The organism is Paenibacillus sp. M-152, from assembly GCF_003856555.1.
GTDB lineage: Bacteria > Bacillota > Bacilli > Paenibacillales > Paenibacillaceae > Paenibacillus > Paenibacillus polymyxa_C.
Genome location: NZ_CP034141.1, coordinates 4,158,166 through 4,172,281, shown reverse-complemented (window position 1 = coordinate 4,172,281; position 14,116 = coordinate 4,158,166). Strand labels below are relative to the sequence as shown.

General features: G+C 42.5%; 14 protein-coding genes and 2 pseudogenes. 12 read left to right on the top strand and 4 right to left on the bottom strand.

Features of this window, described 5'->3' with window-relative positions:
* Window positions 1-151: 151 nt before the first annotated feature.
* The 5 genes and pseudogenes from EGM68_RS18145 (at window position 152) to EGM68_RS18125 (ending at window position 4,076) form a co-directional block, all read left to right on the top strand.
* Window positions 152-988 carry a methyl-accepting chemotaxis protein gene (locus EGM68_RS18145; protein ID WP_013372369.1) on the top strand — a complete coding sequence of 279 codons (837 nt, stop codon included), beginning with the start codon at window positions 152-154 and terminating at the stop codon, window positions 986-988.
* Window positions 989-1,099: 111 nt separating this feature from the next.
* Window positions 1,100-1,450 (top strand): hypothetical protein, encoded by a 351-nt coding sequence (locus EGM68_RS18140; protein WP_013372368.1) that lies wholly within the window; start codon window positions 1,100-1,102, stop codon window positions 1,448-1,450.
* Window positions 1,451-1,536: 86 nt separating this feature from the next.
* Window positions 1,537-2,341 (top strand): annotated as a pseudogene (locus EGM68_RS18135) (alpha/beta fold hydrolase).
* 24 nt (window positions 2,342-2,365) lie between these two features.
* Window positions 2,366-3,349: a sensor domain-containing diguanylate cyclase gene (locus tag EGM68_RS18130; protein ID WP_129549739.1), complete on the top strand. Its 984-nt coding sequence runs from the start codon at window positions 2,366-2,368 to the stop codon at window positions 3,347-3,349.
* A gap of 280 nt (window positions 3,350-3,629) precedes the next feature.
* Window positions 3,630-4,076 carry a DinB family protein gene (locus tag EGM68_RS18125; RefSeq protein WP_025679232.1) on the top strand — a complete coding sequence of 149 codons (447 nt, stop codon included), beginning with the start codon at window positions 3,630-3,632 and terminating at the stop codon, window positions 4,074-4,076.
* A 143-nt stretch (window positions 4,077-4,219) separates the two neighbouring features.
* On the opposite strand, the pseudogene EGM68_RS18120 reads toward EGM68_RS18125, so the two are convergent.
* Window positions 4,220-4,573 (bottom strand): annotated as a pseudogene (locus EGM68_RS18120) (transposase); the annotation flags it as partial.
* A gap of 125 nt (window positions 4,574-4,698) precedes the next feature.
* On the opposite strand from EGM68_RS18120, the gene EGM68_RS18115 reads away from it, so the two are divergent.
* Complete coding sequence (locus tag EGM68_RS18115; protein WP_129549738.1) at window positions 4,699-5,094, top strand: hypothetical protein; 396 nt, start codon at window positions 4,699-4,701, stop codon at window positions 5,092-5,094.
* 130 nt (window positions 5,095-5,224) lie between these two features.
* Window positions 5,225-6,187, top strand: coding sequence for a helix-turn-helix domain-containing protein (locus tag EGM68_RS18110; protein ID WP_129549737.1), 963 nt, complete (start codon window positions 5,225-5,227; stop codon window positions 6,185-6,187).
* An 88-nt stretch (window positions 6,188-6,275) separates the two neighbouring features.
* Here the strand turns inward: EGM68_RS18110 and EGM68_RS18105 are convergent, their stop codons facing one another.
* The gene (locus tag EGM68_RS18105; protein WP_129549736.1) at window positions 6,276-7,871 is read right to left on the bottom strand and encodes an S-layer homology domain-containing protein; all 1,596 of its coding nucleotides are present in this window, start codon (window positions 7,869-7,871) and stop codon (window positions 6,276-6,278) included.
* Between the two features lie 297 nt (window positions 7,872-8,168).
* Entirely contained in the window at window positions 8,169-9,929 is a 1,761-nt protein-coding gene (locus tag EGM68_RS18100; protein WP_080902334.1) for a methyl-accepting chemotaxis protein, read from the bottom strand.
* A gap of 360 nt (window positions 9,930-10,289) precedes the next feature.
* Here EGM68_RS18100 and EGM68_RS18095 point away from each other — a divergent pair, with 360 nt between their 5' ends.
* The 5 genes from EGM68_RS18095 to EGM68_RS18080 all read left to right on the top strand — a co-directional run bounded on the left by EGM68_RS18095 (window position 10,290) and on the right by EGM68_RS18080 (window position 12,924).
* Window positions 10,290-11,492: an MFS transporter gene (locus EGM68_RS18095; protein WP_090738620.1), complete on the top strand. Its 1,203-nt coding sequence runs from the start codon at window positions 10,290-10,292 to the stop codon at window positions 11,490-11,492.
* Between the two features lie 115 nt (window positions 11,493-11,607).
* Window positions 11,608-11,751, top strand: a complete 144-nt coding sequence (locus EGM68_RS25775) for a hypothetical protein (protein WP_158453334.1) — start codon at window positions 11,608-11,610, stop codon at window positions 11,749-11,751.
* Window positions 11,729-12,079 (top strand): CbrC family protein, encoded by a 351-nt coding sequence (locus EGM68_RS18090; protein ID WP_013372355.1) that lies wholly within the window; start codon window positions 11,729-11,731, stop codon window positions 12,077-12,079. Before EGM68_RS25775 ends, EGM68_RS18090 begins: the two co-directional genes overlap by 23 nt.
* 94 nt (window positions 12,080-12,173) lie before the next feature.
* Window positions 12,174-12,500 (top strand): hypothetical protein, encoded by a 327-nt coding sequence (locus tag EGM68_RS18085; RefSeq protein ID WP_013372354.1) that lies wholly within the window; start codon window positions 12,174-12,176, stop codon window positions 12,498-12,500.
* 22 nt (window positions 12,501-12,522) lie between these two features.
* Entirely contained in the window at window positions 12,523-12,924 is a 402-nt protein-coding gene (locus EGM68_RS18080) for a hypothetical protein (protein ID WP_025679220.1), read from the top strand.
* A gap of 128 nt (window positions 12,925-13,052) precedes the next feature.
* On the opposite strand, the gene EGM68_RS18075 is transcribed toward EGM68_RS18080, so the two are convergent.
* Window positions 13,053-14,057 carry a hypothetical protein gene (locus EGM68_RS18075; protein WP_129549735.1) on the bottom strand — a complete coding sequence of 335 codons (1,005 nt, stop codon included), beginning with the start codon at window positions 14,055-14,057 and terminating at the stop codon, window positions 13,053-13,055.
* Window positions 14,058-14,116 lie beyond the last annotated feature (59 nt).

The window sequence follows — 14,116 nt, the reverse complement described above, 5'->3', positions numbered from 1 at the left end:
AAACGACTCCCCTTCAGGAAACTACGGTAAATGTATACAGATTAGGGACTCAACCTAGCCAATAGTATGTTAATTCACTAAACACATGGGATGAAAATGTCGAAATAGAGGGTAGGATGGATAACAAAATATAAGGAAGTGGATACATATTATGAATCAAGTAGAAGCTGTTTTGACTGCCATGCCGTATATCAGAGAAGCTGCACGACAAGATGTTTTAATTTCCGTATTGGATAGGGAAAAATTTCTATTCTTTCAGTCGGGTAAAAGTTTAGTCTATGACTTCAAGGCAGGCGACCCTCTTCCTGATGTACACAAGAACTTCAAAATGCTAGTAGGCGGAGAAAAGACCAGAGTGCGTTATGATGCCGAAGTTTTTGGGTTTGCTGCTGATTCTTACTTTCATCCGATAAAGAATGAACAGAATGAGATCGAGGCAGTAATGTGCATCACCTATAGTACGGATAATCAAGATCAACTGAAGAAGTTGATGAGTCAAGCAGAGGATGTTACAAGCAAGCTAGTTGAAGGGATTCAGCATGTGGCGGCCCATTCGGAGGAGCTTAGTGCGACGGCCGAGGACATTTTAAGCAATACGAAAAAGGCGGTTGAGGATTCTGGTAATGTGACTGAGGTGGCAGGCTACATCAAGGAAATTTCAGAGCAGACAAACTTGCTTGGATTAAATGCAGCCATTGAAGCTGCTCGGGTGGGTGAGGCAGGAGCAGGGTTTGGAGTTGTCGCTGCAGAAATCCGCAAGATGTCTACGGGCACTAAGGAAGCAACTGGACGAATCGAGCAATCCTTGCAAGCTGTCAGACAATCCGTTTATAACATGGAACAAGAGATTACGCAGATTACGGTATCTTCCCAAGAGCAGGCCAAGCTTGTGTCGGAGTTTATGAATATTATCGATCAATTAAATGAAACTAACCAAGGTTTGAGAGGTTTAATAGAGAAAATCACGAATGATGTTGATGCAAAATAAAGATTGAAAAAAAGTCTCGGTCTGTGAATTGTGCATTCCGTTATGGAAATGTAGATCACAGGGTGAGACTTTTTTAAGTTTATAGATGAATAACTTGGAGTGGATACATGTATGAATTTGAATGGGTTGAATGAACAGAGTTACACAGAACTAGAGGATTATTGGGTGCGTGTATTTCTAAATGTAGTACAAGATCAGGATAAGGAGAACTGGGTGATTCCTTATTACAACACATCTTTTTCTAATGGTCAGAAAGTCATGGATATGAACCCCATTTTTTCGGCTAAATCAAAATTAAGTCATAAATCCATCAGACTCATTCAAGAAACGGATCATGAAGAGGATGACGTACACTATTGGTTAGATACGAATGGGAAAAATGAATTAGTTATTATTTGTTCCTTATCACAGCAACATGTGCACAAGGTAAAAGGGATCATTAAACGCTGGATTTATGAATGAGATCCATTATCCATAATCAAATCTTTTCCGATATAATAGGGAAGAGAAGCCATAGAACAGATACTACCTCAGAGAGGTGATTTACAATGACCGTTGATATTCTCCTACGTAATAATGTAAAAGTGCTGGGCACAGGTAGCCAGACGATTGTGTTTGCTCACGGCTTTGGATGCGACCAGGATATGTGGCGTTATATCGTCCCTAGCTTTATCGACAACTACCAAATCGTCTTATTTGATTACGTTGGTTCCGGAGATTCTCAAATAAAATACTATGATTCCAAAAAATACAGTGACTTGCAAGGGTATGCCCAAGATGTGCTGGATGTTATGGAAGCGTTAGACTTACGAAATACCATATTCGTCGGACACTCCGTTAGCAGCATGATCGGAATGCTCGCATCCATCCGCAGCCCTCAATATTTTGAACGCATTGTCATGCTCGGTCCTTCTCCACGCTATGTGAATGACCTGCCTTCTTATTATGGAGGCTTATAAAAGTGATATTGATGAATTACTGGATATGATGCAAATGAACTTTATTGGCTGGGCTAGTTACATGGCACCCATTGCTATGCAGAATCCCGAGCGAGGGAACTTAACCGAAGAATTGGAAAAGGCATTTTGCTCAAGAGATCCTCATATTGCACGGCAATTCGCAGAGGTTACATTTTTTTCAGATTGCCGTGTCGATCTTCAGCATGCTTCGGTTCCTACGCTTATTCTCCAGTGCTCAGACGATAGTATTGCTCCGATTGAGGTAGGGGATTATTTGCATACCCATCTTAGAAATAGCAGACTTCAGCAGATGAGAGCAAAGGGGCATTATCCTCATTTAAGCCAACCAGGAGAAACGAGCGATTTAATCAAAGAATATTTAGCCAGTGTGTAATATCGAATGAAAGGCAGTCATACAATGGATATTCAATTAGATAAAGCTCCCTGTGGATACTTTTCAATTTCGGACGCTGGGATCATTCAATCGGTAAATCAAACTTTATTGGACATGCTTCTTTATGAACACGATCAATTGCTCGGACGGCCAATTGAAACAACAATGACTGTTACGAACAAGCTATTTTTTCATACTTATTTTTATCCCTATATCCAGTTGTACGGGCGTGTCGATGAGATGTACTTTTCGTTTCGGACAAGTGATCGACAGGATGTGCCTGTACTTCTAAACGGGGTTCGCCAGGAACGAAACGGAGAAGCTGTTATTGATTGTGTAGTGCTAATGATGCGTAAGCGAATTGAACATGAAAAAGATATACTACAGACCAAAACCAAGCTTCAGGAATTATATCAGGCGACGAATGAAGCAAACCAGAAGCTCGAACGGTTGCACGAAGAATATGAAATCAAGCAGCAGGAATTAGTGAGGATCAATCTCCAGCTAGAAACGATGGCGTCAACCGATCCGTTAACCGGTCTTAGAAATCGAAGATATTTTCAAGATCAGTTACTAGCTAGCCTAGCCTCCTTTCAGGAGACAGGGACCCCCTTTTCCCTGCTGATCATTGATATTGATCATTTCAAAAGCATTAACGACACTTACGGTCATCCGGTGGGCGATCTCGTGCTTACTCATCTGGCTGAATTACTACAATCCCTGTCACGGGACGTGGATATTGTCGCTCGTTATGGTGGCGAGGAGTTTGTCATTATTCTTCCGGGCAACGATCAAGAGGAAGCCATTCGTACGGCAGAAAGATATCGTTCCATGACGGCCTCAAGGGATTGGGGAGAATACAGCATTACTGTGAGTATTGGTGTGGCAACGGTCACGCAAGCGGATACGGAACAATCGATAGTTCATCAAGCAGATTTGGCTCTGTATGCTTCCAAGAGTGGCGGGAGAAACCGGGTCACGCATTCAGCAAGTCTTGTAAAGAAATAGATAGAGGCTTATTAATAAAGGGAATTAAGAGCCGACGCGCCTTAGAGCTAATTAGCCTAGCCTGCCTCTTACGGCGGGCTTTTTATTATAAAGGCTATGTTAAATTCTAATGTTGATATTTGACCATAAGAAAACCGCCTCAGTTGAAAGGCGGTTCATTAAGCTATCGTACCCGTTTGTTTAAGAATTACCCATGAAAAAAACCTTAGCGTAATAACCAATTGTTGACCCACAATATTAGTGTTGGTACAATCTATAAAAACAAATTGGAGGAAATACCATGGAAGCCATCTTACAACATCTTAATTTTAGGATTACCGATGTTCCATCCAGAATCCATACTTATTCTGAACTCGATTTTTCTATTCGGACCCGACCAAACAGTTGGTCAAAAAAGGAAATACTAGGGCATCTGTGTGACTCCGCACTTACTAATTTACAAATATTTGTGCGTTCTCAATATGAATCTCAACCTTACTCAGTGTTAAAATACGCCCAGAATCATTGGGTGGAACTCATGAATTACCAAAACCTAAGTATTGATCATATTTTGGCTCTTTGGGTTATGTTGAATAAGCAAGTGGCTGTAGTCATTGCAAACATTCCTGAAGACAAGTTGCTGTATTTATGCGACATTGGTGAAGAAAAACTTGTTACGTTAGAGTGGCTTATAAAAGACTATGTTGAGCACTTGGAACACCATCTCGAACAAATTTTTAGTACATAACTGCCAGTTAGCTTAACAAGAATAAGCAGAAATCCGAAGTTTGGTATTCGTGTCGGTTACAGTAAACAAGCACGATTTGACCAACATATTTTTCTTATTCGATGCGGTATTCTCATATTCCTTGCTGTCTAGGTATTGAAACCAAACCCCTCAATCATGCATTCAATAAAACGAACCCAAATATGAGGTCTTCTCGTGCGTTGAAGAGGGGTGTTTGTAAGGTCATTGAACGTTTGGCGACAGGACTTACAACGGTAACGTTGACGTTTAACCTCTCCAGTGCGTGTTTTTACAGCGTACTTTCCAAATCGCACGACAGAATGATTTTTACAATGCGGACAAACAAGCCCATCTTTGTGCTTCTGCTCTTGAATTTCATCAATTGCCCGTATTTGATTAGCAATCCCCGTCGTTCGAGTCTGCAAAAAGTAAACAAGTTCTCGTTTTTCGCTATCGTTTAAGGCATTAGCAAGCTTTTTCAGTTCCTTTAAATCCATAGGTAAACCATCTCCGAATAGTGATATTGCCTATATTATAGAACGTTTGTTCGTTACTATCTAATATCAACAACAAAGTTTAACAAAGCCATTATAAAAAGAATGAGTGATGTGGAGTGATAAACATGGGGGAAGCGTACAAGCTGGACTGTGATACCTGTGTTTTTACTAAGAACATATTTGTGGGATTCGGTTTTTCATATATGAGTTTGGAATCCATTGCTTCGTTTGTACAGGATACTGTCCTTAAACGACGTATTGGGGAATTCATAGGCAACCCTTCGACGAGATATGATGCTTATGACGCGATATATGTATGTCCGGTCTGTCAGGCCATCCGCAATGAACTGTTTATTGAGATGATATCGGACTCATCACAGTATAAAATTTCTTATGCTTGTCCTAGATGCGCGAGTGTTATGGAGCAGGAACACATTGAAAACAATGTGCCTGTTCATTTGAGTTGCCCAGCATGTGAAAAGGGGAAATTGAAAGCAACGTTTTATATGGATTGGGATTAATAGATTCTCCGAATATCACTACAGAATACTCCAATAAGTCTGGTCAAACCATTCAAATTCAGCTAATATTAATGATAACGATTCTCATTTAAATCATCAAAATGAATGAAAACCTTTGAGGTGGATGCTTGTGAATTCAAATTCGTTATCATTAATATATCAGCATTATTTAGAAAAAACTCCGTTTAGAAAACAAAACGAGCATACCTATATGATGTTACCAGAAGCGGGTAACGGACATATTTACCGAGTTACAACTTACAGCGGAATCGAGATTGTGTATTCGCACATTCAATATCACGAGCCTTACCCAACGAACTTTGCTTCCAGAGGACAAATGATTGAACTTCAATTTGCACTTTCGGGGCAACGTCATGTGAATATAGCTGGTCTGGACTATACACTCCCGTCGGGGCGGGGGGCTCTTATTTTTTTACAGGATTTCAAAGCACGCTTCCATCCTCCGGTTAACGAACAATACCAATCATTTGCACTTGGCATTCCTGTTTCGTTGTTTAATTATGCTGCTTCACAGTTGGCGGCTCGTCACCAGGCAGCTATTGAATTTAATCAAATTCTGAAGGGTGCTGCATTCCATCACTTTGGTTTTGAACTGGATCACCGAAGTATAGTGATGATTGAACATTTGATCAAAGACTTGAAAAGTGTGCATAGATCGCCTTTATTAATGGAAGCAGCAGCACTAGAGATTTTAAATCGACTTATGATTCAATTATTTGATTTAACCCCCATGCCCGAAGGATTATCTAAAGAAGATGTCAGAAAGTTGCATATGGCTCGGCAAATCCTTGAATCCAGCATGATTGATCCTCCTTCACTGATCGCATTATCCCAAAAAGTAGGATTAAACGATTTTAAATTAAAAAAAGGATTCAAAGCATGTTTTGGAACGACTGTATTTGAATATTTGCGCCAAATTCGTCTCGATTATGCGATGAAGCTGCTTCGAAGCCAGGAGAGCAATGTAACAGAAGCTGCGATGGCTGTAGGGTACAGCAATGTGAGTGCATTTTCAGAGCAATTTTTCCGGGAATACGGAGTGAAACCATCATCCTTGAAGAAAGTATTTTAAAATTTCTTTTTTGACCCTTCTAAAGATATCAAGTAAACAAAAAGCTGGAACCCTGTTATAGAAAGGATGCCAGCTTTTTATTTGGTGCTTATTTTACGAAAGTTTCTGTACCCTCTGAATTGATGGTTGAAGTATGGGTACGAGACGCTTCTTCAATATTTTTGAATGCCCAGTAATCTACTGGTACATCCTTCCAAGTAGCCTGAATTGTTCCTTCCAGGGGTCCTCGCTTTAAGATCGTGTTTAAAATGGTAACAGTCTCTACTCGTGTTATAAATTTATTGGGTTGGAAGCTGTTGTCGTTATAACCGGTAATCCACCCCGCATTAGCTAGCGCTACAATGGAATCTCTTGCCCAATGCTTTTCGATATCGGTATAGGGAGACGCTGCGGTTTGCGTTCCTTTAAGCTGCTTCCAGGATGCGAGTATTGCTGCCATTTCTGCACGGGTAATGGGTTGCTCTGGCCGAAATGTTCCATCTGCATATCCATTCATGAGGTGCTGTGTCGTGAGTGCTATAATCGAATCCTTTGCCCAATACGAATTAGGTACATCTTTGTATGTCGTTGAGCCTTCTTTTGTCTCCAGCTTCATAATTCTAGCCATCATCGCGGCGGTTTCAGCTCGTGTAATGGACTGGTCCGGTCGGAATGTACCATCCTGATAACCCGTTATATATTTTTCATGCGCAACCTCGGGTTGCTCTACGGGCATGATTTCCGGAGTCGGTACATCCGTTGTTGAAACCGATGGTGATGAAGATGTGGTTGTTTCACTGGAAAAAGATGAATCACTGCTATCCGCGTTATCCTTCTTATCTTTTTTATTGCTACTGCTGCTGTCGTTACCAGTAGTAGCACCGGTTCCGCTCGTACTTCCAGTACCTCCAGTGCCTGCATCTCCGTTTACAACCTGTATATACGCTTCAGAGGTACTCGGCGCGAATCGAACATCTCCACTGTATATAGCAGTAATCGGGTGGCTTCCCACACTTAAGTTGCTTGTAGTGTAGTACGCATTGGCATAACCATTCGAAATACCGACTGGCTCCATCGTCAGCGTATCTAATATATTCGTGCCGTCCATAAGGATGACTGTTCCGGTTAAATCGCCCGAAGTTTGTGGGTTCGAAGTTGTCCTCACGCTAAACCTTACTTCTTGGCCGTGACTAGACGGATTCGGCGAACTCAGTACTGTAGTTACTGTAGGTCTCAGTGAAGGTGTAGTCGTAGGTGCAGATGCATTTACGACCTGAACGTATGGCTCAGATGTACTGGGGGCAAATCGAGCATCCCCACTATATATAGCAATAATCGGATGACTTCCCACACTTAAATCGCTTGTGGTGTAGGTCGCAGTGGCATATCCATTCGCAATGCCATTTGGCCTCATCGTCAGCGTATCTAATATATCCGTACCGTCCATTAGGATAACCGAGCCGGTTAAATCTTTCGTAATTTGTGGGGTTGAGATGGTTTTGATGCTAAACGTTACGAATTGACCTTGTTTAGAAGGATTTGTCCAACTCGTTACCGTGGTTTCAGTAGCATACACCGCATCCGTTACACTAGGTGCTGGTGAGGAGGTTGCATACACAGTACTCTCGGAAAAACTCCATGTCCAGGTTCCAAATAAGACGATAACAGCAAGATAAGTTAAACAAAAAGACTTGAATTTACTCATAAACTTCCTCCATAAATTTCCGGTGTCACGATGAGCTTACTAAAATTCTCCATGATGACTAACCTACGAATATGATTTTCTTACACTACTGAATTACTATACTAAATGCCTCTGAACCAATTCTGAACCAAATCAACAAAAACCGTGTCCAATTCACATCGCTAGAAGGGGATCATGATTTGCAAGCCTTTTCAGTAATTCCTCAGAACAATGCAAAAAGGGTCAACCAGAAAAAACCGGTTGACCTCATAATATGAAGAACAGTTTAGCGCGATGTTTTGGAAAGACTTATTTCCGTTAGTATTTAAATTTGACCGTTAGATCTTGTAACTTTTGTGACATATCCGACAAGGTCGTTGCAAGGCTGGTGATCTGCTGCATCGAAGCCAGCTGCTCTTCTGCAGACGCTGCAATATTCTGCGAGTTGTCCGCTGCTTGGAGTGCCAGACTGGATACGTTCTCTCCGCTTGCCGAAATCTCCTGGACACTTGCGGTTATTTGCTCCGTGATGCTCGCGAGCTCTTCCGTTTGCTGTGCGATATGATTGGTGGACGCCACAATTTTATTAAACTGCTGCTCCGTCTCATTGGCAATTTTAATGCCGGAGTCTACATCCTGTTTTACGCGTTCCATGGTCTTAAGCGAATGCTCCATATCTTTGCGCATATTCTGAATCAACTCGGAAATCTGCCCGGAAGACTGGTTCGATTGTTCGGCCAGCTTTCTTACCTCTGAAGCAACTACGGAGAAACCGCGGCCTTCTTCGCCTGCACGGGCAGCCTCAATCGAAGCATTTAAGGCAAGCAGATTGGTCTGCTGTGCGATATCCGTAATGGCATGTAGCATCGTGTCGATCTGTTGAGTGCGTTCATCCAGCATTCTCATAACCGCATCGGTTTCATTGACGGAATGGTTAATCAAGTCCATTTGCTTCACCGTATGTTGTACAGCAGTACCGCCAAGGCTCGCCATCTCCATCGCGTCTGCAGACGATTCAGCAATAGTCAAGGAGCTATCCGTGATCCGCTGCATGCCTATTGAAATTTCTTCAAGCGAGCTGGTTGTCTTCTGGAGCATCAGTTGCTGCTCCTTCGCACCGGCCGCCGATTCCTGAATCGCAATGGTGATATGCTCGGTTGCCTGTCCAGTGTGCTCTGCTCCAAGGGTCAATTCTTTCGAGGAAGCAGCGACCTGCTTTGTGGACAGGTTTACCTCACCGATCAAATATCTAATATTTTTAATCATATGATTGAAATCCTGTGCCAGCTCGCCAACCTCATCTTTTGAATTCATTTTGACTTCTTCGACCGTTAAATCACCGTCCGCAACTGCATTAAGCCGCTTTGCAATCATGATAATAGGCTTCGTAAAACGTCCCGAAACAAAGCTTACGATAATTGCTCCCAGAATAACTGCAATAGTCGTAATAATCAGGACAATATAAAGGACCTTGGTCGCCCCGCTGTTAAATTCGTTAAAATATGCTCCAGAGCCGATGATCCATCCCCAATAAGGATCCCTTTCAACGTACGAAATTTTCGTCTCCACTTGATCTGTACCAGGTAAAGCCCATTTATAAGTGACGAATCCCCCGCCGTTTGTACCGGCTTCTACAAACTCTTTTCCCACATGCACACCGTCTTCCGATACGGCATTTATTAAATCCTGGCCTTCATTTGAAGGGTTCATCACTGAAACGGCATCTTGGTTGACTGCCCACGGATAACCTGTTTTACCTACAGTATATTTAATCTTTACCGGTCTTTTGTTATTAGCATCTTTTACACCGAGCAGCTCGATGCGCAGTTTTTCCTGTGCTTCTTCCAATGTTAAATTACCGGCTTCGACTTGCCCATTGAGGAAACTAATCATACCAATTACCATTTGCACACTATTCTTAAGTGCTACTTTGCCTGATTCATTCATTTCATTCTTGGAAACAACATAAGAACTGATTCCAATCACGAATGTGGGTACAATTAAAATAATCAAGCACATTATGGTTAACTTCGTTCTTAACGATCTTACCTTCATGATTGATCCTATTTTTGTTTTCACTGAGATTTCCCCCTTAGACATCGATATACAGACTCAACCCACAGCTCAGCTAATTACTAAAGGCAAAAGACTGTACATCATATATCGTAATAACATGCCAGGAAATGAAGCCCTTCCATCCAGTCAGCAATGAAGAGACCGATGTAGTTCATTTCACAACGAAAGAGCGACCCTATAATCAACGACGCCCATTGGGCCATAGAATGCAGGCCATTTTTTACTGTCTGAAGACTGGCTGCTGTTTTATACGCAAAATTAAATCCGTTTAACCGCAAATTTATCCGTCTATAGGCAGTAGCGTTTTGGTATGCTCCGTATACTTCTGCATAGAGAGAATCTTTAACAGAGGAGTGTGCGAGGATGAATAGAATAAAAGGGAGCATCTTTTTCAGTGTATTTGTGGCTATGCTAGGGCTCATGCTTATTGCTCCAATTATGCCGCCCCTTATTCGTGAATTAGGCTTAAGAGAAAGCCATTCCGGATTAATTATATCGCTTGGTTCTATAACGATGGCCTTAATGGCTCCAGTATGGGGAAATCTGAGTGATGCAAAGGGACGCAAGCCGGTGATTCTGCTTGGTTTCATAGGGATGTGTGTAAGCTGTCTGTTGTTTACACTTACTCTTTTTGCAGGATTAAATGGTTGGCTTAGTGGGGGGCTGCTGTTAGTCCTGCTGATTGTTACACGCGGCTTAATTGGCGGCTTTATCCCGGCGGTGTTGTCATCGTCTCAAGCTTATATGGGGGATGTAACGGAAGGAGAAGAGCGTGGAAGTGGTATGGCTATTATTAGTGCGGCGAATGGGCTTGGGCTGGTATTTGGCCCCGCGATTGCAGGTGCTTTTACTTTAATAGGGCTGTTATGGCCCTTATATTTTGGAATTGTCATTGCCGCTGTTGCATTCGTGGTGTCTCTGCTGGCGATTCCGGCGGCCCAGCCCGTTATTCAGCAAAAACCCGCTCGAATTAACCCCCTCCAGCCAGGTCTAAGAATGTATTTGTTTGCAGGATTGGTTACGATGATAAGTATTGTGACTATTCAGGTTATAGGTGGTTTTTATTTTCAAGATCAGTTAGGTCTTACATCCGAAGAAACAGCAAGAGTCGTGTCCTTTGGACTTATGTTCTCCGGGGCAGCGATGCTGATTGTGCAGATCATCCAGATGAAATGGCTTAAATGGAAGCCTAAACCGATGATTTTGCTTGGTTCTCTATTCCTAATTGCTGGAATGGCATTATTTCTGATTTCAGCCAGCTTGGCCGTTTACTATGCAGCATTCTTTATGTTTGGCATAGGCACAGGCTTACTGATGCCCGGTTTTATGGCAGGTGCTTCGCTTTCGGTCAGTCAAGAGCAGCAAGGGGGAGCAGCGGGGCTGGTAGCTGCGGTACAGGGAATTTCCGCGATCATTGCTCCTATTTTGACGACCACCTTGTATCGAGTGGACAAATATATTCCCTTTACGCTTATAGCAGTCTTGGTAGCTGTTATGGCTGTTATTATGTTGGTAGTGAGAAAAAGAAACGGGAATAGTGAGCGTGTGCCTCAGAAGGCAAAATAAATAAAAGAGTGGTTAGATGAATCCATAGGCTTCCGGGGTATACTCACCGGAAGCCTATATCTATTATAATAAATTATAAGAAATTTCAGGAAAATCAGAAGGAAGTGAGGGGCTTATGGAAATCCAGCAAAAATGGGTGGCACTAAACAAAAGATATAGTTTGTACGCACCCAGTCCCGAGGCTGTACAAGCCATGTACCAATTGAAGGAAGAGCTTGAGGGCTTAGAAAGCGAGCATGCTACAGGGAACATTTCATGACCCTGCTTGCTGTGCACAACTGGAGGAACCAAAACTGGATGAGTTACTGCATCGGACTCCCGGTTATGAGGCATGGCAGACCGCCGCGTGGCTGGATCACTGTGATGACTACTGTGTTTTTATAGATTTTGTGGGCTGGAAGGAGCTTGTCAGTAGAGGGATAGAAAATGATGTCAACCTGATGTTTATGCCTATTTTGGCTTTGTATAATGAAAAAGAGGCTAAGAGTCGAATACGGGAAAGCATGGAACGTGACGGATCGTTTCGGGGTTATTTATTTCAGTGCAGGCATTGCAAGGAATACCTCTTATATGCGGACTATGACTGAATCCAAGTGAATTTCCTGAGGTGAATGAGAAGGTGAAACCCAATTTAGGGGTGGTTCTAATTAAGGAGAAGTTCATAAAATTGGAGGAATGCAGATGGGGTGGGAGTATGGAATTAAGGTCGCAGATGTTAAGGATATTAAAGCGCTAATGGAACGCTTAGCTGAAGCATTGCCTAGGATTGAGGGATATCGGATGCAAAGGGATGAAGATGGCTTTGTTCTGCTTCAGAATAATTCTGATTGGCCTGAAGCGCTTCAGATTTCAGTGGAAGAGGCAAGAAATATTGAAGGGTTAGAAGATGATGAACCTTATATCTATTGTCTATTTCATATCGGCGGCGGAGATGCGATGAGGTTAAGGGAAGGAATGTGTAGGGCACTGGAAGAAGAGAAATGCGCTGCGGATTGGTTCGAGTTGTAGCCGAAGAAAGGAGTAGATGAAATTGAGTAAGAAGGACAAAAAAGAGATTCAGACACTAATCTATCGCTATAGTGGTCCAAGAGCCAATATTGGATATACTTTTGAACCGCTACGCTATGGTGATACAGATGAGCCAAAGCTGGAGGAGATGATCTTCATCTACGCAGATGACTTTGATATCGTGCTGTCTGTGTTAAAGTCCAAATATCCACTTGTCGATCCTGACACGGGGGAAACGTATGAGGCTTTTGATGCCTGCTGGGATAATCCGATTCAGGCGTCGGTATGGCATGAAATATTAACAGAATTGGATGCTTGGCCTGCCAAGGAGCCAGAATTACGCATATTTATCGATTCCTTTACAGCATGGGTCAGAGCGCATTTGAAGCAAGCAGATGGTATTATCGTGACCGGAAATCTGTAGAGGAAGGCAATGCACTGCAATCCGTATTTTCGCTGCCCCTCGCTTCGAGGGGCAACTGGAAAGCGAGCTGCTGGGTCAAATGCCTCGTTCTTTACATTGCATGCGACAGGCTCCTTATGGCAACTGGATTATTGACGTTGCTTCCGAATCCTGAGTAACTTTTGCTCCAATTTGGTATCACCCATAAATTTGCTGACAGATACAGCAAGCTGATATTGAATGGTCCCCATATTGTTAGCGGCAGGTTGAAGAACCCCTTTTATCGTTTGCCATAACGAAGTAGCCTGTCGGCTTTTTGCTCCAAAATGCATGATGATGTGGATACAGGCTGTAATTATATTGCGGCCCAGTCCGTACAGGAACCATTCTTTTTCCTTCGTAATAAGCGGAATGATGGTTGCCATCGTTTCCCAAGCTTCATCCCATCGTCCTGTTTCAATGAGCTTTTCTGCCAAGCTGGATGCAGTAGAACAGTAGTTACTAGGATTTTCTTCTATTTTCTCCATTTCGGCCAGCTTTTTGAGAGCTTCAATTTCACCTTCTGCATGGTTGCGCCATCTCTCATGATAAACGAGTGTCCGCAAATTTTCTTTGTCCCAATCCGTCTGCTCTCTGATCCACAGATCGATAAATAATGATAGATATACATCTTCCCCGAGTTCACTTGCGATATTGATGCAATCTTCAAGATCAGCTGAATCTTTGCTGAACAAATATGTTTCCAAAATCAACTCAGGATCAAACCCGGCGTATGTATCGAAATTGGCTTTCTTGGCCTGCTGGAACAAAACTTGGTCCTGCTCACGCTCATATTTTTGCAGTAAAAAAACGGCGTAGTATAGAGCATCGCCAATCCCCTGAAAACTGTTCGTTTCCCTGTCTATAATCTCATTAACGAGCAGTCTTCTCACAATCGGTTCATAATACGGGGCATATCGATCCTCACGATTACACATAGCCAAAAGCACCTTCAAGCGATTGGTATAATTGGCATCACTTTTTCCATATTCCTCACTGTGTTGCTCCAAATAGTCAACCTTCGAAAAATCGGCGTGATCACTTATTAGACTCTGCAGCATTTCATCATAGGGTGCCATCATCTGATCCAGCAGCTTTTTGTAGTTCGTTTCCATTACTGTAATTCTCCTTTCACGGATCGGCTTAATACTACAATCCATATGTACAAAAAACA